The sequence below is a fragment of the Mycobacterium sp. NGS15 genome (assembly GCF_059813245.1).
Genome location: NZ_JCALEF010000005.1, coordinates 416,671 through 437,991 on the forward strand (window position 1 = coordinate 416,671; position 21,321 = coordinate 437,991).

General features: G+C 62.7%; 23 protein-coding genes. 15 read left to right on the plus strand and 8 right to left on the minus strand.

Going from position 1 to position 21,321, the window contains the following annotated elements:
• Positions 1-16: 16 nt before the first annotated feature.
• A complete protein-coding gene (locus AC5Y5C_RS16560; protein ID WP_499974099.1) occupies positions 17-520 on the plus strand; it encodes a hypothetical protein in 504 nt (167 codons plus the stop codon).
• Here AC5Y5C_RS16560 and AC5Y5C_RS16565 read toward each other — a convergent pair.
• Entirely contained in the window at positions 517-1,881 is a 1,365-nt protein-coding gene (locus tag AC5Y5C_RS16565) for an oxygenase MpaB family protein (protein ID WP_499974104.1), read from the minus strand. The genes AC5Y5C_RS16560 and AC5Y5C_RS16565 overlap by 4 nt on opposite strands.
• A 147-nt stretch (positions 1,882-2,028) precedes the next feature.
• On the opposite strand from AC5Y5C_RS16565, the gene AC5Y5C_RS16570 reads away from it, so the two are divergent.
• The 8 genes from AC5Y5C_RS16570 to folE all read left to right on the plus strand — a co-directional run bounded on the left by AC5Y5C_RS16570 (position 2,029) and on the right by folE (position 12,055).
• A complete protein-coding gene (locus tag AC5Y5C_RS16570; protein ID WP_499974108.1) occupies positions 2,029-2,571 on the plus strand; it encodes a hypothetical protein in 543 nt (180 codons plus the stop codon).
• Positions 2,572-2,698: 127 nt separating this feature from the next.
• Positions 2,699-5,194 (plus strand): FtsK/SpoIIIE family DNA translocase, encoded by a 2,496-nt coding sequence (locus AC5Y5C_RS16575; RefSeq protein ID WP_499974110.1) that lies wholly within the window; start codon positions 2,699-2,701, stop codon positions 5,192-5,194.
• A 573-nt stretch (positions 5,195-5,767) separates the two neighbouring features.
• The gene (locus AC5Y5C_RS16580; protein ID WP_499974112.1) at positions 5,768-7,207 is read left to right on the plus strand and encodes a cytochrome P450; all 1,440 of its coding nucleotides are present in this window, start codon (positions 5,768-5,770) and stop codon (positions 7,205-7,207) included.
• Complete coding sequence (locus AC5Y5C_RS16585) at positions 7,197-8,207, plus strand: polyprenyl synthetase family protein (protein WP_499974115.1); 1,011 nt, start codon at positions 7,197-7,199, stop codon at positions 8,205-8,207. The genes AC5Y5C_RS16580 and AC5Y5C_RS16585 overlap by 11 nt, the downstream gene beginning before the upstream one ends.
• Positions 8,208-8,244: 37 nt before the next feature.
• A complete protein-coding gene (locus AC5Y5C_RS16590; protein ID WP_499974118.1) occupies positions 8,245-9,198 on the plus strand; it encodes a prenyltransferase in 954 nt (317 codons plus the stop codon).
• A 17-nt stretch (positions 9,199-9,215) separates the two neighbouring features.
• On the plus strand, positions 9,216-10,430 hold the full coding sequence (locus AC5Y5C_RS16595) for a cytochrome P450 (protein ID WP_499974121.1): 1,215 nt from the start codon (positions 9,216-9,218) through the stop codon (positions 10,428-10,430).
• Positions 10,423-11,460, plus strand: a complete 1,038-nt coding sequence (gene idi / locus AC5Y5C_RS16600) for an isopentenyl-diphosphate Delta-isomerase (protein WP_499974123.1) — start codon at positions 10,423-10,425, stop codon at positions 11,458-11,460. Before AC5Y5C_RS16595 ends, idi begins: the two co-directional genes overlap by 8 nt.
• Positions 11,461-11,482: 22 nt before the next feature.
• Positions 11,483-12,055 (plus strand): GTP cyclohydrolase I, encoded by a 573-nt coding sequence (gene folE / locus AC5Y5C_RS16605; RefSeq protein WP_499974124.1) that lies wholly within the window; start codon positions 11,483-11,485, stop codon positions 12,053-12,055.
• Between the two features lie 4 nt (positions 12,056-12,059).
• Here the strand turns inward: folE and AC5Y5C_RS16610 are convergent, their stop codons facing one another.
• Together AC5Y5C_RS16610 and AC5Y5C_RS16615 are read right to left on the minus strand one after the other, a co-directional pair.
• A complete protein-coding gene (locus AC5Y5C_RS16610; protein ID WP_499974128.1) occupies positions 12,060-12,710 on the minus strand; it encodes a carboxymuconolactone decarboxylase family protein in 651 nt (216 codons plus the stop codon).
• Between the two features lie 49 nt (positions 12,711-12,759).
• Entirely contained in the window at positions 12,760-13,305 is a 546-nt protein-coding gene (locus tag AC5Y5C_RS16615; protein WP_499974130.1) for an amino-acid N-acetyltransferase, read from the minus strand.
• A gap of 42 nt (positions 13,306-13,347) precedes the next feature.
• On the opposite strand from AC5Y5C_RS16615, the gene pgsA reads away from it, so the two are divergent.
• The gene (gene pgsA / locus AC5Y5C_RS16620; protein ID WP_499974132.1) at positions 13,348-13,947 is read left to right on the plus strand and encodes a CDP-diacylglycerol--glycerol-3-phosphate 3-phosphatidyltransferase; all 600 of its coding nucleotides are present in this window, start codon (positions 13,348-13,350) and stop codon (positions 13,945-13,947) included.
• 11 nt (positions 13,948-13,958) lie between these two features.
• Here the strand turns inward: pgsA and AC5Y5C_RS16625 are convergent, their stop codons facing one another.
• The gene (locus AC5Y5C_RS16625) at positions 13,959-14,897 is read right to left on the minus strand and encodes an SDR family oxidoreductase (protein WP_499974133.1); all 939 of its coding nucleotides are present in this window, start codon (positions 14,895-14,897) and stop codon (positions 13,959-13,961) included.
• 131 nt (positions 14,898-15,028) lie between these two features.
• Between AC5Y5C_RS16625 and AC5Y5C_RS16630 the strand changes: the two genes are divergently transcribed.
• Positions 15,029-15,916, plus strand: coding sequence for a helix-turn-helix transcriptional regulator (locus AC5Y5C_RS16630; protein ID WP_499974135.1), 888 nt, complete (start codon positions 15,029-15,031; stop codon positions 15,914-15,916).
• Between the two features lie 92 nt (positions 15,917-16,008).
• Here the strand turns inward: AC5Y5C_RS16630 and AC5Y5C_RS16635 are convergent, their stop codons facing one another.
• The 3 genes from AC5Y5C_RS16635 to AC5Y5C_RS16645 form a co-directional block, all read right to left on the minus strand.
• The gene (locus AC5Y5C_RS16635) at positions 16,009-16,932 is read right to left on the minus strand and encodes an alpha/beta hydrolase (protein ID WP_499974138.1); all 924 of its coding nucleotides are present in this window, start codon (positions 16,930-16,932) and stop codon (positions 16,009-16,011) included.
• Positions 16,933-17,123: 191 nt separating this feature from the next.
• Positions 17,124-17,483: a DoxX family protein gene (locus tag AC5Y5C_RS16640; protein WP_499974140.1), complete on the minus strand. Its 360-nt coding sequence runs from the start codon at positions 17,481-17,483 to the stop codon at positions 17,124-17,126.
• Positions 17,480-18,082: a TetR/AcrR family transcriptional regulator gene (locus tag AC5Y5C_RS16645; RefSeq protein ID WP_499974142.1), complete on the minus strand. Its 603-nt coding sequence runs from the start codon at positions 18,080-18,082 to the stop codon at positions 17,480-17,482. The genes AC5Y5C_RS16640 and AC5Y5C_RS16645 overlap by 4 nt, the downstream gene beginning before the upstream one ends.
• 187 nt (positions 18,083-18,269) lie before the next feature.
• Between AC5Y5C_RS16645 and clgR the strand changes: the two genes are divergently transcribed.
• From clgR to AC5Y5C_RS16665, 4 genes are all read left to right on the plus strand, one after another.
• Positions 18,270-18,620, plus strand: coding sequence for a transcriptional regulator ClgR (clgR, locus tag AC5Y5C_RS16650; protein ID WP_499974146.1), 351 nt, complete (start codon positions 18,270-18,272; stop codon positions 18,618-18,620).
• 132 nt (positions 18,621-18,752) lie between these two features.
• On the plus strand, positions 18,753-19,559 hold the full coding sequence (gene pspA / locus AC5Y5C_RS16655) for a phage shock protein PspA (RefSeq protein WP_499974150.1): 807 nt from the start codon (positions 18,753-18,755) through the stop codon (positions 19,557-19,559).
• A gap of 124 nt (positions 19,560-19,683) precedes the next feature.
• On the plus strand, positions 19,684-20,511 hold the full coding sequence (gene pspM / locus AC5Y5C_RS16660) for a phage shock envelope stress response protein PspM (protein WP_499974156.1): 828 nt from the start codon (positions 19,684-19,686) through the stop codon (positions 20,509-20,511).
• Positions 20,512-20,613: 102 nt separating this feature from the next.
• A complete protein-coding gene (locus AC5Y5C_RS16665) occupies positions 20,614-20,781 on the plus strand; it encodes a hypothetical protein (RefSeq protein ID WP_499974689.1) in 168 nt (55 codons plus the stop codon).
• 3 nt (positions 20,782-20,784) lie between these two features.
• Here AC5Y5C_RS16665 and AC5Y5C_RS16670 read toward each other — a convergent pair whose 3' ends face one another.
• Positions 20,785-21,219, minus strand: coding sequence for a limonene-1,2-epoxide hydrolase family protein (locus AC5Y5C_RS16670; RefSeq protein ID WP_499974158.1), 435 nt, complete (start codon positions 21,217-21,219; stop codon positions 20,785-20,787).
• Between the last annotated feature and the right edge of the window lie 102 nt (positions 21,220-21,321).

Sequence of the window (21,321 nt, forward strand, 5' to 3'; positions counted from 1 at the left end):
AGGGGAGGTACAAGCGATGTCGCAAAAGTGGTTTGCGATGGTGGGCGCGGTAGCAGGTTTGGCGATGTCGGTGGGGGCGGCGTTGCCCGCTGCGGCGGACCCGCCGAAGAATCCGTACCCGGATACCAGCAAGTACGCCAAGCTGGATTTCGAGGGGTTCCGTATCGCCGACAAGCCCGGCCTGTGGTTCTCCACGCCGTTCGGCCTGGACTGCGGGATCTGGGAGGACAGCAGCTTCGGATGCACAGGTGCCATATCGGGTGCCCCCGGCGGCGCCAACCAGGTTGGCTGGTTCAGGGGAGAGTCTGCGGCGCACTTCGATAACACAGGGCAGCCGCGGTTCTCGTCGGGGCAGGCACAGCGTGTGTTGTCGGCCAACAACTACATCGAACTCGGCAGCACCCGCTGCGCCACGACGCCGGAGAACAACGTGTACTGCACCGGTGGCGGCAACTATGCGAGTTACTCGAACCAGTTCATGGTGTCACCCGGCAAGACTTGGCTGGGCGCCCAGAATTAGGCGCTGACGCGTGGGGCGTGCGGCACCGGGCATCCCGCCGGTGTCGCCGCCGTCGCATCGTGGTGGGTGTACGACGTGTCGGTCATCCCGCCCAACGTGGCCAATGCCTGATTGACCACCGTCGCCGACCGCCACAGCAGCTCGCCATTGCGTTGTCGTGCACGGTGTTTGGCGCCGGGCAGTCTGTCTGTCAGGCGCCGGAACTGGACATTGGCGTGCACCGCTATGCCCGTCAGCGTGGTCCACGGTTGCAGCCGGGCGTCGTGCAGGGGAGTGGCGCGCACGAGTGCTCGCACCAGATCTTCACCGCCGTAGTAGGCGGCGATCCCGAGAACCGGAGTGAAGACCAGCCGGCCAATGCGTCCCGCAACTCCCTTGTCCACGAAGCCGAATGCCGCACTCATCATGACGTCGGTCCATTCGGAGGGGCCACCGGCATAGGCGACCATGTAGTCCATCGTCTCCATCCCCTCGGTCACGGACTTGGGGATCAGTTCCTCGGCTACACCGAAGACGTAGGCGATGTACGCCCAATACATCACGGCGGCCTCAAGATCGGCCATGCTACGAGTGCGGCCGTGCTGATGGTCGATCAGCGGCGGGATGAGCCCGAAGGTCATCGCGGCCCCCATCATCATGGAATTGGAAATCGGGTTGCCGTGGTGGGCGAATTGTTCGTCGCCCCAGGAGCGCCGGAGTCCGGCACGTACTTGTGCGTGCATCAGACGCACCAGGACGGTTTCCTTGAATGGCTGCGAAAAGCGTTCCAGAGCACCGCGATAGGTCATCTTTCGGAACCACGCGGTGGTTTCCAGGTTGCGGCGCAGGGTGTCGTTGACGAATCTGCCGGTCGCGCCGGTGGCGTAGGCGACCTCATCGCCCACAAACGTGCCGAAGGTATCTCCAAAGCCCATACCGAACTTGGCCGCCAGCGAGGAGTTGTTCCACAACTGGCGCCCGCGTTCCCAGAGCGCCGGGTCATACCACGCGGGTGGATTGTCGAGTTGCTCGAACAGCGCGACAAACTCTGCGGGCGGATTCTCGACCGATTCAATGCCATGGTCCAGGGCCCGGGTGAGCATCGCCCGGCCCTGGCGAGCGGGCATCTTGCGGATGCGGTCCACGACCGCGTCCATCAGTTCATCACCCTGCCAGAGGTGGTCGGCGAGCAGTCGGGTGCGCGGCGTCTCGTGGGGGATCTCATGGAAGTCCATCCACGGGGTCAGGATGTCACTGCGCGATTGAGTCCACATGGCATCGAATCGCAAGCGCGCAGGTGCAGGGCGTAGATCCATGCCTGCCCGCCAGTAGTAGTCGTTGGGGTGCGTACTGGTCGTCGATAGGGCGCCGTTGCCACTCATGAGGACAGGCTAGCGAGCACCGGGGCATGTTGGCAACACTCATTGTCAAGTGTCTGGCCGGTTTTCCCACGCCGAGTCGACGGCGTCAATACAATCGGCCTCGCTATTTTGCTGACTCAGTAACCACGAATATCGGGAGGGGTTGGAATGCGGCTGCGGACTCGGTTGGCGGGCATCATCGCGCTGACGCTGGGATTTATCGTCGGATCGTCGGCCGCCGCGATGGCGGATCCGGACATCTCGGGGGACCCGAATCCGTATCCCGACGTCAACAACATCACCAAGTTCAAACAGGCCGACTTCGAGCCCTTCCTGCGTGATGACACGGACGGGGCGTGGTTCGCGACGCCGCGCGGGTTGACCTGTGCGATCTGGATCGACGGGAGCTTCGGATGCAACGGTTCCTTCCCCGGGGCACCCGTAGGCACCAACCAGGTGGCCTGGTTCCCGGGCGATTGGCGTGCCCATTTCGACACGGCCAGCGAGCCGCAGTTCACTCCGGCGACACGTCCGCCGGTGCTCACACCGGGTAACTACTTCAACTACCGTGCCGTCAAATGTGCCGTCACGAAGGACGAGGGCGTTTACTGCTTCCGGGGTCATTCGGCCAGCAGTTACAACGGCGACCAGTTCTACATCGCCGCGAATCAGTCCTGGCTGGGCGAGACCAAGCCGCGTCCAGACCGCTAGGCCGGGTTCTCAGGTCACGAGGCGGTCTCAGGGCGGCCTCGCGTAGGTGACAAAACATTTGCTTACTAGCGGTTTTAGCCGTGTTGCAGATGGTGCGGATGTGACTGTTGCGACTAGGCTGTCGCCCATGGCGAGTAAGACTGTCAGCCGTTCGCGCAGCCGGAACACCAAATCGGGACCCCGGTCGCGTAACACCGCGCCGACCCGTCGTCCGGCACCGCGCCGCCGCAATCAGCGTCGTAACCAGCACTGGACGACGCCGCTGGTGGCGTTGGGGCGCGGGGCGCGCACGGGGTGGCATGCCTGCGCCCATGGTGTCGGGTCGTTGTTCCGGTCGGTGGGCCGGGCTCGTGACATCGAGCATGGGCACCGGCGCGACGGTATCGCGCTAGCGTTGCTGGGCCTGGCCTTCGTGGTGGGTGCGAGCTCATGGTTCCACGCCGCCAAGCCGGTCGGCGGCTGGATCGACGATGTCTTCCGTGCGGTCGTGGGTTCCGGTGTCGCGCTGGTTCCGATCGTCGCTCTTGTCATCGCCGTGTTCTTGATGCGCACCGAGCCGTACCCGGAGGAGCGTCCGCGCCTGCTACTGGGCTTCGCCATGGTCGCGCTGCCGATCCTCGGTTTGTGGCATTTGTTCGCGGGTTCCCCCGATTCTCCCGAGGGTCGCTCAGCCGCAGGCGGATTCGTCGGCTTCGTGATCGGCGGACCGCTCGCGCAAGGCCTCACCGCGTGGATCGCCGCCCCGCTGCTCGTGATGGCGATCGTTTTCGGCGTACTGTTGCTGACGGGCACCACGATTCGCGACGTCCCGGACACGCTCCGAAACATGTTCTCTCCCCGCGAGTATGACGAGTGGGATGAGGAAGATCTGGACTCGGATTGGGACGAGGAGGATCAGGAGCCGGAAGACGACTATGAGGCGACTCGCGAATTCACGCGCGGGGCAACGCCGATGGAGAACTACCCGCTGGAGGAAGACGCAGCCGCGGCCCCCGAGCCGCCCGCTGCACCGGCACCCAAGCCGGTGCCTGTGGTCAAGCCGACCAAGAAGTCCAAGCCGAAACCGCAGATGCCCGTTGTCGATCGGGTAGTCGAAGGCCCGTACGTGCTGCCCTCCCTGGATCTACTTATCGCGGGAGACCCGCCGAAGGAGAGCAGCGCGGCCAATGACGACATGATCGCCGCGATCACCGGAGTGCTGGAGCAGTTCAAGGTCGACGCCGCGGTCACGGGCTTCAACCGGGGCCCCACCGTCACGCGCTATGAGGTCGAGCTCGGACCCGGTGTCAAGGTGGAGAAGATCACCGCGCTGCAACGCAATATCGCGTACGCGGTGGCCACCGACAGCGTGCGCCTGCTGGCGCCGATCCCCGGTAAGTCCGCGGTGGGCATCGAGGTGCCGAATACCGACCGGGAGCTGGTGCGGCTGGCCGATGTGCTGACCGCACCCGAGACCCGCAGGGATCACCATCCGCTGTTGATCGGCCTGGGTAAGGACATCGAGGGCGACTTCATTTCCGCCAACCTGGCCAAGATGCCGCACTTGCTGGTGGCCGGTTCCACCGGTTCGGGTAAATCGAGCTTCGTCAACTCGATGCTGGTCTCGCTGCTGGCACGCGCCACCCCGGAAGAGGTCAGGATGATCCTGATCGACCCGAAGATGGTGGAACTGACGCCCTACGAAGGTATTCCGCACTTGATCACCCCGATCATCACCTCGCCGAAGAAGGCGGCCGCCGCCCTGGCGTGGCTGGTGGAGGAGATGGAGCAGCGCTACCAGGACATGCAGGCCAGCCGGGTCCGGCACATCAACGACTTCAACGCAAAGGTGCGCTCCGGCGAGATCACCACACCGTTGGGCAGCCAGCGTGAGTATCGTCCGTACCCCTTCATTCTCGCCGTCGTCGACGAGCTCGCCGATCTCATGATGACGGCGCCCCGTGATGTCGAGGACGCCATCGTGCGCATCACCCAGAAGGCACGCGCGGCCGGAATCCATTTGGTACTGGCAACCCAGCGCCCGTCGGTGGACGTCGTCACTGGTCTGATCAAGACGAATGTGCCCTCGCGCCTTGCCTTTGCGACATCATCGCTGACGGACAGTCGCGTCATCCTGGACCAGCCCGGTGCCGAGAAGCTCATCGGTATGGGCGACGGATTGTTCCTGCCCATGGGGGCGGGGCGTCCCATCCGCATGCAGGGCGCGTTCATCACCGACGAGGAGATCTCGGCAGTCGTCAACGCTGCCAAGGAACAGGCCGAGCCCGACTACACCGAGGGCGTGACTGCCGCCAAGGTCGGCGGCGGCCCCGGTAAGGACGACGTCGATCCCGATATCGGTGACGATATGGACGCCTTCTTGCAGGCCGTCGAGCTGGTGGTGTCGAGTCAATTCGGCTCGACCTCGATGCTGCAGCGCAAGCTGCGGGTCGGCTTCGCCAAGGCGGGCCGCCTCATGGACCTGATGGAGACGCGCGGAATCGTCGGCCCCAGTGAGGGATCCAAGGCGCGCGAGGTCATGGTGAAACCCGAGGATCTCGGCAGCGTGATGGCCTCGATCCGTGGCGGTGGGGGAGCCGACGAGGAGGACGAAGACGACGGCGGAGTGCCCGAAGACTTCTAGGTCCCGGGTGTCTTTCCTGGGTGCCGATTTGTGCGAGCCCGGGCGTGGCGACGACGGTCTCCTCCATTGCTATAGCAACAAAGGAGACCTTGGCGAGTGCTTCCCTGAGTGTGCGTAACGTGCTCCGGTAGGCGGGGAGCCTGTTGGGTTTTCATCACGCAGGACTGGATACGGACATTAGCCACAATTGCGCGGGTCGGCGCGGCGGCAGTAACTATTTTTCCGAGTCATCAGCAACTTCTAACCAATGGGCTATCCCTGTTGTCCGAGAAATTCCGGTGCCATAGGGCGGCTGCGCCTGCGATCGTGAGTTTCTCATTTACACAGCTAAATAGGCATAAATCTAGTTTTGTGCTATTGCGTTGCCGACTCAGTGAGACGATCAGAGCGCTTGTAGTATGGATAAATCCCGCTGTCAAGGCCTCGGCGGAGTGACGATTGACACACCATTCAGCAAATTAAATTCCCTTGGATGGCGGCTGACATTGTGGGAGTGTTCCTCCCCGAGTGGCGTGTGACTTAGATCGCACGGATGCTGACATGTGGTTCTCGCCATAGTGGAAGGCTGCTTGTATGAGGCTCTCGAGATCGCGTCTGGACAAATCTGCAGCTAATGCAGCCGATGGCGGATGGGCGGACAGCCCGCTGGCGCCGCTAGTTCCCGGATCCCCCCTGTTAGGGAGCATCCCTGCGTTCCGCCGGGACATTCTCGAAGCGACCCGGATCGGGTGGGAACGCTATGGGGGAGTGGTCCGCTACCGTCTTGGCCCATTGCAGGTTTACTGCGTCTCGGACCACCAGCTTGCCGCCGAAGTACTTGCCAACACGGCTGTTTACGGCAAGCTCGGCAACACCAGCCCGCTGCGTTTGGTGTTGGGGCAGGGGTTGTTGACGACCGCCGACCATGAGCACTGGAAACGCAATCGCCGGATGATGCAACCCCTTTACTCGCGGCCCAGCATCGCGGGGATGTACTCCACGATGGTTGAGTGCGTGCAGGCCATGCTTGCCGATCTGGCGGAGGTTTCCCGAAGTGGAGCTGCCGTGGACATCCATCCAGTCATCACCCGGACGACCCTGGATATTGTGTCGCGCTGCATGTTTGGCATGAGGGCAGCCGATGCTGAAATTATCGTTACACCGGAATCGGTCGAGGAGATCCTGACCTACGCATTCAACCGGCAGCAGAATCCATTCAGTCCCCCGTTGGTCGTGCCGACTCCGGCCAATCGGCGATTTCGGGAGTTGATGGGTTCTTTCGACGATTTTGTGTATGGGCTGATTCGGTCGCGGCGGCGGGGGCCTGGGTCGGGAGGTGACCTGCTTGACATGCTCCTCAATGCGCGGGATGCCGACACCGGAGAGGGGCTCAGCGATATCGAAATCCGGGACGAGGTGATCACGACCTTCGCCGCGGGCCACGAGACGATGGCACAGACCCTGACCTGGGCGCTATATCTGCTCTCGCAGAACGACAATGCGCGCGAAGTGCTGGAGGCGGAAGTAGATAGCGTGCTGGGCGGCCGCCTGCCCACGCTTGATGACCTGGCGCGCCTGCCCTACGTGCAGCAGGTGGTGAGCGAGGCGTTGCGGCTCTATCCCTCTGCGCCAATCCTGCCGAGGCTGGTCAGTCAGGACACCGTACTCGGGGGCTATCGGATCCCCAAGGGCGCGCGGCTACTGATCAGCGTCTTCAATATCGGGCGTGATCCCGAGCAGTGGCGCGACCCCGGACAGTTCGACCCTGCTCGTTTCATTGGAGACAAACCAGCTGGGGTTCACCACCGTGCGTATGCGCCGTTTGGCGGTGGCCCCCATGTCTGCATAGGTAAGCATTTCGCATTGATGGAGGGCCAGCTGGTGTTGGCTGCGCTCATTCAGAACTATCGGTTCGAACACGACTCCGGGCACCGAGTGGAGATGTTGTCGAAGATAACGCTCCGCCCCAAACATGGTATGCGCCTGGTGATATCCCCAAGAAGGTCGTTGACGGGAGCCATCCATGTCGGTTAGCGGCGGCGTCTTGGTGGGCGGCATTGATCTGGGCGATCCGGTGCTTACACAGATCGCGCGGCAAGGACTCCAGGATGTGGAGCGGCGGTTCGCCATTGAGCTGGATGACTACGACGGGCGTGTCCTGGACGCAGTGTCGCATCTCTCGCGGGCAGGCGGGAAGCGCTTCCGCTCTCTGTTCACGTTACTGGCGGCGCAGTTCGGACCCGGTGCCGACGATCCTCAGGTGGTGCTAGCGGCGGCGATGATCGAGATCGCTCATTTGGCGACGCTCTATCACGATGACGTGATGGATGGCGCGCTGGCGCGCCGCGGCGTGGATTCAGCGAATGCGATGTGGAACAACAAGATCGCGGTTCTCGCAGGCGACTATCTGATTGGTCGTGTACTGCGGATCGCGGCCGCCTTGGGGGAGCATGCGATGGACATCATCGGTGTGACCTTCACGGAGCTGGTGGCGGGGCAGATGCAGGAGACGATGGGGGCTCCTGCGGAGTCAGATCCGGAGGCCCATTACTGGATCACCATTCGGCGCAAAACAAGCGTGCTCATTGCGGCCGCAGGTCAGTTGGGCGCGCAGTTTGCCGGTGCCCGTAAGGAACATGTCGACTGTCTGTACCGATTTGGCGATCTGCTCGGAACGATGTTTCAGATCTCCGACGACATCATCGACGTCTCTTCTGATTTCGAGCAGTCAGGCAAAGCCATCGGTACTGACTTGCGGGAAGGGATCATCACCCTGCCGATGCTCTATGCCATGCGTGATGACAGCCCTGCCGGCCGGCGGCTGCGTGAGGTACTCCACGGGCCGATCGACGACCCGCGTCTCGTCGATGAGGCACTGTTTCTCATTAATGAGGCGCAAGGAGTGAAACTCGCTGCACAAAAGCTTGTTGAACTGGGCGGCCAGGCGCAGAGCCACTTGTTACAACTTCCGGAAAATCCTGCACGCCAGGCATTTTCGAATCTCATTCAGCATATGGCGACTCGTGTCGCATAACCGCAACGGATGCCCGCGCTAGGAGAGTGATCACACAATGGTTCAGCTCGCCCACGAAGAGGCGCCGACATCATGGCGTACTCGTCTGCGGTACTCCGTACACATCCGTCGTCCAGAGTTCCTCTCCAGCACCGTCGCAACCATTCTGGTTGCCGGGTTTCTCAGCGCACATTCGTGGACGGACCTAGTGTCCCTGCCATTCTTGGCTGCTGCGGTGCTGGTCATTCAGGGCGAACAGATATGCAATATGGTGAACTGCCTGGCTGACCGCGACCAAGACCTCGCGCACAAGTCGCGGCAGGCCACTGCGGTGTTCGGTTTGGGTGAAACGCGCGTACGGCGTGAAATCAACGCCACTATTGTGCTCTGCGTAGCGCTCGGGTTGTACCTGATGTTCACCACCCGGCACTGGGATCTGGTTGGTATTGGCCTGGTGGCATTGTTCTTTGGAACCCAGTACTCGTTGCCGCCGCTACGGCTGAAAGGCCGGGGGATCTGGCAGATTCCCGTGCTGAACATCACCCTCACGATCGTGCCTGGGCTGATCGTCATTCGTTCATTGCCGTACTCGATCGAATGGTTCACGCTTGTGGCGATTTTCGGAATGGGTCTGACTCTCAACGGCGTGATGGTGGCCAAAACAGCCGAGGACATTCCCGAGGACGAGCAATTTGGTGTGCTTACTTCTGTTCGCGCTCTTGGTCTTACCCGTGCGTTCGTGCTAGGAACCGTTCTGGTAGGTCTTGGCGCCGGTCTGGTCACGTGGGCGGTGCTCGAGCTTGGCGGATTCTCGTGGGCGCTGCCGCCGTATGGACTCGGTGTCGGTATTGCGTTGGGGGTCAACGCCAGCATCTTGCGGCGCGTGATCGGTAAGCCGGTCGCCGACGGTGTCGACGTGGTGCGCTCATACACGAAGTACTTGCCGTACTATGCGCCAATTCTGGCCTGGTCGACCGTGATACCCGCCGCCTACGTCCTCATCAGCAGATAGTTACGCAGGAGAACACCATGCTTACAGCACCGTCGGTGCCCTTTCTCGACCTCTTGAGTCGGGACTTCGATCTCGCCTCGGATGAGGTTGATCGGGCCCGCGAGCAGTATTGGTTCGCGCAGAGTCCACAGGGTCCGGTTGTTCTGCGCTATGAAGAATGCGCCGAGCTTCTCAAAGATCCTCGCCTGGGGCTTGACGGTCGCCGATTCCTGCGTATGAACGGGGTCACGTCAGGTCCGATGTATGACTGGTGGATCGCGACGGTGCGTAACACCCCACAGGAAGACCACCTGCGTCTACGGTCCGTGGCCGCTCCGGGCTTGAGCCCCAAGCGAGTGGAGGCGCTGCGCCCAGCGTTGCGGACATTGGCACAGAACCTGGCTCAGGATATGCCGGGCGACGAGATCGTCGACTTCGCGGAGCGATTCGGATCCCCCTATGCCAGCGGGGCAATCGCGCGCTTGCTGGGTGTTCCGGATGGCGATCATGAGATGTTCCGATTGGTGTCGAAGGATGCCGGTCTGGTGTTCGTGTGGAGTGACCTGCCTGCGGTGTTGCCGATCATTGATCAGGGTATTGAGCAGCTCAAGAAGTACATCCATGGTCTCTTTGAGTTTCGTCTGCGCGAGGCTGGTGAGGATTTCGTATCGTTCCTTGCCGCAGAGGTTTCCCGAACGAACTTGCTGAGCAGGGCAGAAGCGGAGGGGCTTGTCCTGGATATCGCCTGGGCCAGTCAGGAATCGGTGGCCCGTCAGCTGGGTCGGGCGCTGATCGCATTTCACCGCCACCCGCGGCAGTGGGAGTTGGTTCATCGGAATCCGGATCTGATCGGCCAGGCGGTCGACGAGGTGCTGCGTTTTGCGCCGCAGATCCGTGCGATTTTCCGCTTCGCCACGGAGCGGATCGACTACCGTGACCTCACCCTTGAACCGGGCCAGTTCATCATGTTCTGCCCGCCGAGCGCGACCCGGGATCCGAGAGCGTATGACGGTGCGGGCACCTTCGACATTCTGGCCAAACACCAGAAGCGCCAACTGATTTTCGGTGGTGGGATATTCCGTTGCCTCGGCTCCGGCTTGGCCCGAATCGAATTGGAGGAAGCACTGGTGGCATTGATGCAACGATTTGCCTGCCCAGTACTGCCCGACCCGGCCACGTGGCGGGCGGCTCTGCCGATGGTCAACATTCGCGACGCCTTGCCGATTCGTTGGGAACGGCGCAGCAATGACTGACGACGTGGTGCTTCTGGATGACGCGGGGCGCGCGTGCGGCATCGCACCCAAGGCGACCGTGCATGACAACAACACTCCACTGCACCTTGCCTTTTCCTGCTATCTGTTTGATCCGTCATACCGGTTCGTGCTCCTTACCCAACGCGCCTGGAGTAAGCGGACCTGGCCGGGGTTCTGGTCCAACAGCTGCTGCGGACATCCGCCTCCGGGCGCGGATATCTCCGAATCGGTCATTGAGCGGGTGCATTACGAGCTCGGTGTCCAGATGTCAGCGCCGCAGCTGGCACTGCCAGACTTTCGTTATCGGGCAGCCATGGAGAACGGCGTGGTTGAGAACGAAGTCTGCCCGGTCTATGTGGGCACGATCGCAGAGGTCCCGACTCTGAACCCGGACGAAGTGGCCGGTTACCGATGGCTGCCGTGGACGCAGCTGTGCGACGAAGTGCTCGCCGGTACCCGCCCGGTGTCACCATGGTGCAAGTTGCAGGTCGCCAAGCTTGCGCAAATACGAGACTTACATTCTGGTTCAAGGGAATTGGTGCCATTCCAGGCTAGTGGGCGCACCACGACGCGGACCGTTACGGTGCGCCATAATTTCGAGACCGCGCATCGGCTGCCCATCCTCGGCGGAAAGTGCGTCAACCTGCACGGGCATTCCTGGTGGACAGAGATTACGGTGGCCGGGGCACTGAACGAGGAAGGGATCCTCGTCGACTTCGGGATACTCAAGGCGCGGCTGCGGGACTGGATCGACGCCAATCTTGATCACGGCGCGATGCTCGGACACGCGGACCCGCTTGTGCCCGCACTGCGCGCAGAGCGATCGAAGCTCTTTCGATTTGGCCTCGATGCCCCATCGCACGGTTTGGAGTGGCCCACGGTCGAGAACGTATCCGAACTGCTGGCCCGGGTCACCGCGGGATTCATCGCCGAAGCCGGTTGGTCGAATGTCACGGTCCACCGCGTCAAGGTGACGGAAACACATGTCAATGCCGCGGAATTGACCGAGTCGCCGTCGTGGAGCGCATGAATAGAGAGGGGAGCACAGTTCGATGATCGATGTGGAGAAGGTGAAATCCGCCGTTACCGATCTACTGCTGGCGACTGGAGTCGGCAATGACGAGCACACGGAGGACACTCCAGGACGGGTGGCCAGGGCCTGGGCGGAATCGCTTGCCGGATACGACGAGGACCCCGCCGTCCACCTGCGCCGGCGCTTTCCGGCGCCGAGCGATCCCGGTCTGGTGATCGTGGCTGGGATACGGCTCGTCTCCACGTGCGCACATCATCTGCTGCCCATCACCGGGGTCGCGACTGTTGCCTACCGGCCCTGTACAGGTAGCGAGGTTGTCGGCCTCTCGAAGCTGGCTCGGGTGGTCCACGGTTATGCGCGGCGCCTGCAGGTGCAGGAGCGTATCGGATACCAGGTAACAACCGCAGTGCAAGAAGAACTTTCACCGGTCGGCGCCGCCTGCTTCATCACCGCTGCCCACGGCTGCATGGAGACTCGAGGAGTCAAGGAGCCAGCCAGCGTCACCACGACACATGCGATGTCGGGTCAGTGGGTACCTGGCCACCCCGACGTTGTGGCGGTGCTCGCCGAGCACGCACAGATACGACGCTGAGTCACTACTCGTCTCGCCGCAATGCGATGGCATCGCCCACGTCGAAAGACGTGAATCCCTCGGGCGCGGCGATCTCCACGATCGGCTCGTCGCGGTTGTCCCATTCCAAACGCAACGCCGTGCTCATCACCGCATGCATTTCGTACATGGCTGTGATGTAGGTGAGCTCCAGGATCTCCTCGTCGGAGAGGTGGGTCTTCAGCGCGGTAAACACCCCGTCGGGTACTCGGCCGCCGTCCAGCACCAGGCAGTCGGTGTAGGCCAGCACGGCGCGCTGCACCGGGGTGAAGCAGTCGGCGGTGCTCCACGACGGGATCGCCGCGATCATCTCTTCCGTGATGCCGACAATGCGGCACGACTTGCAATGCTGGGAGAAGACGAACTGGCTGCGGCGTGCCCAGCCGGCCCGGGTCTGCCCGAGCTCACGCAGCACCGGGTCCAGCTTGCGATCGGGGCTGCGGTAGAACGCGAAACCCTGGACCGAATGCTTCAGGGCGTCGGGTACCAGCGCAAAAACCGTCCACCAGTCACCCGGTGTGCCGGTGGTGGTTCCCGGAGCGGTGACCGGATCGCGGTCACCGAAAATCTGGTCGTACATGCGATGGACAAGTCGGTCGTCGGTTTCGGCGCGGGACACTTGGCGCAGTCGTGGCATGCCTCGATCATGGCCGACGATCGTGCCCAGAAGGCGCCGATACGCGGAATCAAAGGTGGACGAGCATCCGGGTATTGCCCAGCGTGTTCGGCTTCACGTAACTCAGGTCGAGGAACTCGGCCACACCGGTGTCGTAAGACCGGCACATTTCCTCGTATACCTCGGCGGTCACCGGAGTGCCGTCGATCTCGCGGAATCCGTGTTTCGTGAAGAAGTCGACCTCGAAAGTCAGCACGAACACCCTTTTGAGTTCCAGGTCCCGCGCGACATCGAGCAGGCGGCTCACGATCGCATGCCCGACTCCCGCACCCTTGAGGCGGGGATGCACCGCGATGGTGCGTACCTCGCCGAGATCCGACCACAACACGTGCAGGGCGCCACAGCCGACGATCTCCCCGTTGAGGTCGGCCACCCAGAACTCCTGGACCGCCTCATACAGCGTCACCAGGTTCTTCTCCAGAAGGATGCGCCCGGCGTAGACGTCGATAAGGGCCTTGATGGCGGGCACATCGGAGGTGCGGGACCGGCGAACGGTCACTGGGGGGGCCGTGTGATCCGGGTTCCCTGAGATGCCGGATGTGCCATCAGCGCTCATGCGTGAACAGTAGCCAGCTCCAGAACAGATAGGGTGTTTGACGTGCCGATGCCACCGGAAACCCAGCCTGATTCCGAGGCTTCGGCTGCGCCGGTGCCGCTGCTGAACATTGCCAACATCCTGACGGTGCTGCGCATCGTGCTGATACCGGTGTTCATCGTCGTCCTGTTCACCGAGGGCGGGCACCAATCTTCCTGGCGCATTGCCGCTTTCGGCGTATTTGCGCTGGCCATCGCCACCGACCGATACGACGGCGTACTGGCCCGTCGCTACGGGCTGGTCACACCCTTCGGCCAGCTCGCCGACCCGATCGCTGACAAGGCGCTCATTGGTGCGGCGCTGGTGGGACTGAGTGTGCTCGGTGATCTTCCGTGGTGGGTGACCACGGTCATCCTGGTGCGTGAAATCGGGATCACGGTGCTGCGCTTCTCGGTGCTCCGCCATGGCGTGATCCCGGCAAATCGGGGCGGCAAGCTCAAGACCATGGTCCAGTCGTTGGCCATCGCCGGCTATCTGGTGCCGTTGACCGGGTATTGGCACACTGCTGCGGTGGTCCTCATGGGGCTGGCAGTGGTCCTCACCGTTATCACCGGCATCGACTACCTGGTGCAGGCGCTACGTCCTCGTCCCAAATCTGCATAACCCGGGCTCAGTCAGGCGAATGTGACACCAGTCAGCTCCTCGGACACCCGCCATAGCCGCGATGCGTTCTCATTGCTGCGCAACGGTTTCCACAGCCTTTGCGCCCCAGGAGGGCCACCCGCGTTTCCGGGCCACTGCGGACCGTAGAAACCGCCGTCTGTGACATCCGGTGCGACGGCGGCCATCAGGGCGGGGAGTTTTGCGCTTGTCACGGTCCCCACGACGAGTCCGCGCGCCGAGAGCCAGCGAATCATGCGCACCTCTGTGGTGTCCCTGGCGCGTCCGACCTCCGGCCGGGCCGCCAGGAGGCTGGTCGGGGCCACGCCTGGATGAGCGATGTTGCTCGCGATCCCCCATCCCGCGGCGCCGCTGAGGCGGCTGAGCTCGAGACCGAACAACCCGCACGCAATCTTTGATTGCCGGTACGCGCGCATGCCGTCGTATTCACGCTCCCAATTCAGGTCGTCCCAGTTGATCTCGCCGCTACGCGCCGCGATGCTCGTCTGAGAGACCACGCGCGCACGCCCGGTCCGCAGAAGAGGGAAGAGGTGTCCGGTGAGAGCGAAATGGCCCAGATGATTGGTGCCGAACTGTAGCTCGAACCCGTCGGCCGTGATCTGCCTCTCGGGTGGAGTCATGACACCCGCGTTGTTGATGAGCAGGTGGATCGGAGCTCCAGCAGCACGCAGTTTCTGTCCCAGGGCAGCGATCGACGCCAGCGAGGACAGGTCTAGTTGCTCTAGCGTCAGTTTCGCCTCCGGATGCAGCTCGCGAATCGTTGCGACGGCCGCTTCGCCCTTGCTCAGGTTTCGGACCGGCATGACCACCTCGGCACCTGCGGCGGCGAGTTCGGTCGCGATTCCGAGTCCAATTCCGTCACTCGCTCCCGTAACCACCGCTCGCTGCCCGGAGAGATTGGGCATGGTGATATCGGACGATTTCTGAGGCACGGCTACTCCTGACGTTGACCTGTGATGTGGACCTGTTCTGGCACCTGAGACGAGCGTCCCTGATGTCACGCGAGTTATCCACGGACTGATGATCAGTGGCTCAGCGGCGCGGTGCGGGAGAAAATGCACGCATGATCGATCGCGCGGCACTGGCCGACTTCCTCCGTACTCGCCGCGAGGCGCTACAGCCGGAGGATGTGGGGCTTCCTCGTGGGCAGCGTCGTCGGACCCGCGGGTTGCGACGGGAGGAGGTTGCGGCGCTGTGCCACATGTCGACCGACTATTACGCGCGCTTGGAGAGGGAACGCGGTCCGCAGCCCTCGGAACAGATGATCACGTCGATAGCGCAAGGGCTCCACTTGTCACGTGATGAGCGCGATCATCTCTTCCGGCTCGCCGGACATCAGGCGCCCTTGCCGGGCGCGGACAGCCAATACATCAGCCCCGGTTTGATGCGAATTTTCGACAGGCTCGCTGCCGATACCGCGGCCGAGATCGTCACAGAGCTGGGCGAGACGCTGCGGCAGACGCCGCTCGGCATGGCCCTCGTCGGGGACTTGACCCGGTACGCCGGTCCAGCGCGGAGCATCGGATACCGGTGGTTCACCGACTCGTCAGTACGCGCCGTGCATCCGCCCGAGGATCATCTGTTCTACTCGCGCATGTACGTTTCGGGGCTTCGGCGAGTCCTGGCGATGCGTGGCCCCGGCTCCAGAGCCGCTCGCTTCGCGGAGTTACTCAACGCTCAGAGCGAGCAGTTCCGCACCCTCTGGAAAGAACACGAGATCGGTGTTACACCGAAGGAAATCAAGCGATTTCAACACCGTGACGTCGGATTGCTTGAACTGAACTGTCAAATCCTGCTGGACCCGGTGGAGTCAACCTCGCTGCTCGTCTACACGGCGGTACCGGGCAGTGAGAGCTACGAGAAGCTGCAGCTCTTGTCGGTGATCGGAGGAGGGGCGACGTCCGGTATTCATGCTGGGAAAGCCGGAACACTCGATACCCCACTGGATTAACCCGTCTGTAGGTTCTCACGGCAGTGGTGACTTGCGGGCCTGGGTTTCTCACGAACTTGGCCACGGGGAACCCAGCCACCTCGCCGAGAGGGTCATCTGGCACTCGGGGGCGTTTGGGTTATCCAGTCGGCGACGTCATTGATGACTTGTGCGTCGACGTGGTGTGGTTCTCGGTAGCTGGCCGGTGTGGAGATCTGTGTTCCGGTGAAGAAGTAGTGATCACAGTCAGGGTAAATACACATCCGCACGTTGGGATGGCCAGCCAGCGCGCGCTGCCATGCACGCAGATCCTCTGTGGTGACTTGATAGTCGCGGCCGCCTTGCAGGAACAGCATGGGCAGTTCGAGCTGAGCCGCGGTGCTGAGGGGCTCGTGGGCGCGTAGATCGAGCCAGTAGGCCGCCGGAACCGCGAAGGGCAGGTCGCGGGCCGGTGTCGATTCGGACAGGTTCTCGTCATCGACGATGGCGGCTTGTCGGATGAGCTCGGCCACCATTTGTTCAATGACGGCATTGGGTGGGGTGTCGAGTCTGGCGAGGTATTGCAGTTGGCGAAGGGCAGCATGGTGGATGGGTTGCGCGGCAGCAGCCAGGCAGATCAGGCCTGCGAGAACGGGGTGGTGCAGGGCGATGCGGGGCGCAACTGTGGCGCCTTGGCTGTGTCCTAGAAGGAAGATTCGCCGACTCTGGAGGGCGGGATGACAACCCAGAAACGCGATCGCTGCTGTTGCGTGAGTGAGGTATTCGTCGGCGACGGTGAAGCTGGACTGAGCAGCGACCGTAGCAGGGTGGACGTAGGTGACTTTGTCGAAGCGCAGGGTGGCAATTTCGTGGGTGGCAAGGCCCCAGGCGAGGTCTTTGAACGGCTTGTTCGGACCGATGGTGCTGTCGCGGTCGGTGAGCCCTGAACCCGGCAGTAGGACGACACCTGCCACCGGCGCATCGCAGCTAGGGAGGCACAGCGTTGCCGGGACAGCCAGCCCAGCCGGCCCGATGGTCACCTCGGATTCGGTGAACACCGAGGGCGATCCGTAATTAGGTGTAGTCCATAGGTCTGGACCTGGGCAGCCCGTCGGTTCACGCACCGGCGGTGGATGGACGGATGTGACGCGACACGTGGAGTTGACAGTCGCGCACAGGTGAAAAGGTCGATACTCGCAGCGTACGGCGATCGTCGCGGCCCTGCCGCTTTGTGCCTGACTGACTGCGGTCAGAACGCGTAGGAAACCACCAAGACAACTATCGAAAACCCAAGCATGCTCAGGCAATTCAGCCAGAACTCCTGTTTGAGGAACTTGGCGCGGTAATGGGCGTAACTAGCGCACACAAAGTAGGCGACAACTCCAGCGTTCGCGGCGAAGCCGACTCCGGGGTATTTCAGCCCGAGAACAAGACCGGCGGCAGCCAAGAGTTTGATGACGACGAGTGTCCACCACCAGTCGCGCGGAAACCCCACTCCATCAAGGCATTTCTGAATGAACACTGGCGGCCGGACTGATATCAGGGCATCGCCGAAGAGGGCGAGCGCCAACAGTGCGGTGAGCCACCAGAAGTGAGGTGTTCCGATCATTTTTTTCCTCCTGTGTGTGAGATGACAAAACCGACGACATCTCGTAGCCGGTCGATCGATGTCTGCATGTCGACGGCGCCGTTGTTCATGGTCATAATGATTCCCAGATACGCGAAATAGATGACCCGAGAGCCTTGCTCGGCCTCAGCGCGGGTGAGCCCGGTGCGCAACAGCACCTCTTCGATCTCGGCCACGAGGGATTCCGCGAGGTTCTGAAAGATCGCTGATTCGTGCGAGCCGCGAGCGATAATCGCTGCGTATTCACCTGAAAGCTCTCGATCACGTGCGAAATAGTTGATGAACGGTTCAAACACGTCCATCGCATCCAGAACGGAACCGGAGCCGCGGACAGCGCGACGGTTCGCGCTCCGCCCATCGTGCACGGCGCCAATCCAACCGTCGAAAATGGCGACGAGTAGCGCGGCCTTATCGCCCACTGCCATGACAGTCCCCGTGCTGACTTCCGCATCGGCTGCGATCTGGCGAACGGTGGTCGCGCCGAATCCTTGCTCCCGAAAGAGTCTTTCGGCCGCAGCGAGCACCCCGAGGCGCGTCGACTCCCGCTTCTCGGACCTAGACTGAACATGTTCAGTGAACATGTTCAGAAGGTTATCACCGGCGACTAGCTCGGGGAAACTGGCCTCCACATAGGTTCGGAGACATAGGTCACGTGACCTTCATGACTATTGACATCGGGAACCTCCGCGTGCGCGGCAACGTTGAGCAAGGCAGACTCAACTACTACGCGGTATGGACGCCGACGTTCAGGACGCAAAGGAGAAGGACATGGCGCTGTTGCTTCGAGAGGCCATCGGCGACACCCTGCGGCACGCTCGATCCGGGCAGGGGAGGACCCTGCGTGAGGTGTCGGATTCCGCCCGTGTCAGCCTCGGATACCTGTCCGAGGTGGAACGCGGTCGCAAGGAAGCCTCCAGCGAGCTGCTGGCCGCGATCTGCGGCGCGCTTGAGGTCCCGCTATCAGCGGTGTTATCCGAGGTCAGCGAGCGGATGGCCCGTCGCGAGGCACCCGCCGCGGCTCCACAGCCCGCGGCGACATCGGCAGCCCGCTCGCTCAGCGGGATCGATGTCGCTACCAAGGTGGTCATTCCACAGGTTCGCGCAATGGCGGCCGCCTAACTACTGTGGCGGTCGCATTGTTTTGCGCCCCCGTAGGGGGTGTGGGGATCGGCGTGCAACAGATAGGTTGGGACCCACGCAGTCGTAGGCAGCGACGACTACCGGCATCCAAGCAGAAAGCGGATCGATCTCATGGCTAACCCGTTCGTCAAGGCGTGGAAGTACCTGATGGCACTGTTCAACGCGAAGATCGACGAGAACGCAGACCCCAAGGTGCAGATTCAGCAGGCCATCGAGGAGGCCCAGCGGAACCACCAGGCGCTCTCGCAGCAGGCTGCGTCGGTGATCGGGAATCAGCGTCAGCTGGAGATGCGGCTCAACCGTCAGCTCGCTGATGTCGAAAAACTTCAGGTCAACGTTCGTCAGGCCCTGACTCTGGCAGACCAGGCCACCGGCTCGGGTGATGCCGCGAAGGCGACCGAATACAACAACGCCGCCGAGGCGTTCGCCGCCCAGCTGGTCACCGCAGAGCAGAGCGTCGAGGACCTCAAGGCGCTGCATGACCAGGCGCTCGCCGCCGCGGCCCAGGCCAAGAAGGCCGTCGAGCAGAACGCGATGATGCTGCAGCAGCGCATCGCCGAGCGGACCAAGCTGCTGAGCCAACTGGAGCAGGCAAAGATGCAGGAGCAGGTGTCCGCCTCGTTGCGGTCGATGAGTGAGTTGGCTGCCCCGGGTAACACTCCGAGCCTGGATGAGGTGCGCGACAAGATCGAACGCCGCTATGCCAACGCTCTAGGCTCGGCGGAGCTGGCGCAGAACTCGGTGCAGGGACGCATGATCGAGGTGCAGCAGGCCAGCGTGCAGATGGCCGGGCATTCGCGCCTGGAGCAGATCCGCGCTTCCATGAAGGGTGAGGCCCTTCCCGCGGGTGGCACCGCGACGCCGGCGCCCGCGACGGCACCCGAGCAGGCCAACCCGGCCAATCCCCTGGGCCAGTAGTAGCTTCTCTTCTTCAATCGGCTTCCGTCCGCCGAGTGTGAGCGTTGTCGCTCGCACTCGGCGGATTTTGTTATAGGGGATATTCGTACTCGGCGACCGCGAAATTTTCGGGCACAATGTCAACATGACACCCCCGCCGCCCCGCCGCGCCGCGGTGCAAGGAGGCTGGGAGCAGCTGCTGCGCCGCGTAGCCAACAACGTCAATGACCTTGGCGAGGAACTCGCCGCCCGCATGCGTGCGATGTCCGACAAACGCGAGAAGCTGCTGCGGAAACGGCTGCGGGCCAAGCGCTGGAGTATCCGCTGGGCGCTGGCCTGTGCGGCCGGCCTGCTTGTCACGACGGTGCTCGCCACTACCGGTGCGCCCCCATGGCTGCTGATCATTCCGGCGCTACTCACCGCTGGCTGTGCCATCCCGGCGACGTATCTCTTTGTGCGGTACCGCTTCCTCAAGGCTGAGCCGTTGCCGCCACCACGTCCCGGAGTGGAGCGACGGCTGCCGCCGCTGGGTTCGGCGGCACGCCCGCCCATGGCCGCTTTGGATGCCGCCGAGCGTGGGCTGTTCTCGCTACTTGGAGTGGTGGAGCGCGGCAACATGATTCCGGATAGCGAGGGGCGGCAGATTCTTGCGGCGGCCAACCAGGCTGCGTACGTGATGGCCGCGACCGCCAAGGAAGTGGTGTCGATGGAGCGGGCCGCATCTGAGGCGCCGCACACCCGGGAGTATTTGCAACCGACCATCAAGGCGTTCACCGCACAGCTCGACACGGGTGTGCGGCAATACAACGAGTTGGTCACCGCGGCAGCGCAGTTGGTCTCGGCCGGAAACGGCGGGGCGGTCATGGCATCGCCGATGTCGCGCGGCCCGCTCTTCGAAGATCTGGTGTCGGCCACCGATCGCCTTACCGGCTGGGCGGGGGCGCTCGACGAGCTCGGCCAGCTGTCAGGGTAATCCCCGATCTTTCCCTGATCTTCGGGTTCCGGGGTTCCTCAGGTACCAATTCGCCTGCCAGGCTTGCTCTATCGCAGCAAGTCGAGAGAACGGTGGGTATCCGTGTTGTGGAAGATCATTGGCGTGTTGCTGGTCGTGTGGCTGGCATTCCTTATAGTGGGCGCCATCTTCAAGCTCTTGGTCCCGATACTGGTGGTGGGTGTGCTGATTCTCGGCGGTGTGATGCTGTACCGCGCGGTGGCGGATGCGGACAAGACTCAACTGCCATGAGGCTCAGAGTTTCGGGCGCAGAGCGGGGAGCACGGTTCCGAGGATGCCGCGGACGAGGCCCTTGGCAATGTTCCAGACGTCGGCGTAGTCACGCCAGAGCGTGACCTTGCCATTGTCGGAGAGCTCGGCGACACCGCAGACCCAGAACGCAATATGCACCGGGCCCACGATGACGACGTCGGTGCGTTCGGTCATCACCGTGTTGTCTGTGGCGGTGATCCGGTGAATCCTGACGTCGAAACCGGCGCCCGGCAGATTCAGCGAGGACAGTGCCCGCATCACCGTGGCGCGCCCCCGGACCGTGGGCAGGCCCACATTTTCCCAGCGAACGGCGTCGTCGAGCAGCGCATCGAGGGCCGCGAGGTCGCTGCGGCGCATCGCGTCCCAGAATCCCTCGACAATCCGGATGGGGGCAGTGGTGCTGGGCGTGTCCGTCATGGGGCAACGGTAAACACGCACCGCGGATTAGAGAAGGGGTGTGGCGGGATATCGGGCTGCGGCCCAAGGCGGGTCGGACCGGTTCGTAGGCCGCCTAGCGGT

Excerpts from the sequence above, each read along its gene's own strand:
- AC5Y5C_RS16560 (WP_499974099.1), top strand. The coding sequence starts at position 17 with ATGTCGCAAAAGTGGTTTGCGATGGTGGGCGCGGTAGCAGGTTTGGCG.
- AC5Y5C_RS16565 (WP_499974104.1), bottom strand. The coding sequence starts at position 1,881 with ATGAGTGGCAACGGCGCCCTATCGACGACCAGTACGCACCCCAACGAC.
- AC5Y5C_RS16570 (WP_499974108.1), top strand. The coding sequence starts at position 2,029 with ATGCGGCTGCGGACTCGGTTGGCGGGCATCATCGCGCTGACGCTGGGA.
- AC5Y5C_RS16575 (WP_499974110.1), top strand. The coding sequence starts at position 2,699 with ATGGCGAGTAAGACTGTCAGCCGTTCGCGCAGCCGGAACACCAAATCG.
- AC5Y5C_RS16580 (WP_499974112.1), top strand. The coding sequence starts at position 5,768 with ATGAGGCTCTCGAGATCGCGTCTGGACAAATCTGCAGCTAATGCAGCC.
- AC5Y5C_RS16585 (WP_499974115.1), top strand. The coding sequence starts at position 7,197 with ATGTCGGTTAGCGGCGGCGTCTTGGTGGGCGGCATTGATCTGGGCGAT.
- AC5Y5C_RS16590 (WP_499974118.1), top strand. The coding sequence starts at position 8,245 with ATGGTTCAGCTCGCCCACGAAGAGGCGCCGACATCATGGCGTACTCGT.
- AC5Y5C_RS16595 (WP_499974121.1), top strand. The coding sequence starts at position 9,216 with ATGCTTACAGCACCGTCGGTGCCCTTTCTCGACCTCTTGAGTCGGGAC.
- idi (WP_499974123.1), top strand. The coding sequence starts at position 10,423 with ATGACTGACGACGTGGTGCTTCTGGATGACGCGGGGCGCGCGTGCGGC.
- folE (WP_499974124.1), top strand. The coding sequence starts at position 11,483 with ATGATCGATGTGGAGAAGGTGAAATCCGCCGTTACCGATCTACTGCTG.
- AC5Y5C_RS16610 (WP_499974128.1), bottom strand. The coding sequence starts at position 12,710 with ATGCCACGACTGCGCCAAGTGTCCCGCGCCGAAACCGACGACCGACTT.
- AC5Y5C_RS16615 (WP_499974130.1), bottom strand. The coding sequence starts at position 13,305 with ATGAGCGCTGATGGCACATCCGGCATCTCAGGGAACCCGGATCACACG.
- AC5Y5C_RS16630 (WP_499974135.1), top strand. The coding sequence starts at position 15,029 with ATGATCGATCGCGCGGCACTGGCCGACTTCCTCCGTACTCGCCGCGAG.
- AC5Y5C_RS16640 (WP_499974140.1), bottom strand. The coding sequence starts at position 17,483 with ATGATCGGAACACCTCACTTCTGGTGGCTCACCGCACTGTTGGCGCTC.
- AC5Y5C_RS16645 (WP_499974142.1), bottom strand. The coding sequence starts at position 18,082 with ATGTTCACTGAACATGTTCAGTCTAGGTCCGAGAAGCGGGAGTCGACG.
- clgR (WP_499974146.1), top strand. The coding sequence starts at position 18,270 with ATGGCGCTGTTGCTTCGAGAGGCCATCGGCGACACCCTGCGGCACGCT.
- pspA (WP_499974150.1), top strand. The coding sequence starts at position 18,753 with ATGGCTAACCCGTTCGTCAAGGCGTGGAAGTACCTGATGGCACTGTTC.
- pspM (WP_499974156.1), top strand. The coding sequence starts at position 19,684 with ATGACACCCCCGCCGCCCCGCCGCGCCGCGGTGCAAGGAGGCTGGGAG.
- AC5Y5C_RS16670 (WP_499974158.1), bottom strand. The coding sequence starts at position 21,219 with ATGACGGACACGCCCAGCACCACTGCCCCCATCCGGATTGTCGAGGGA.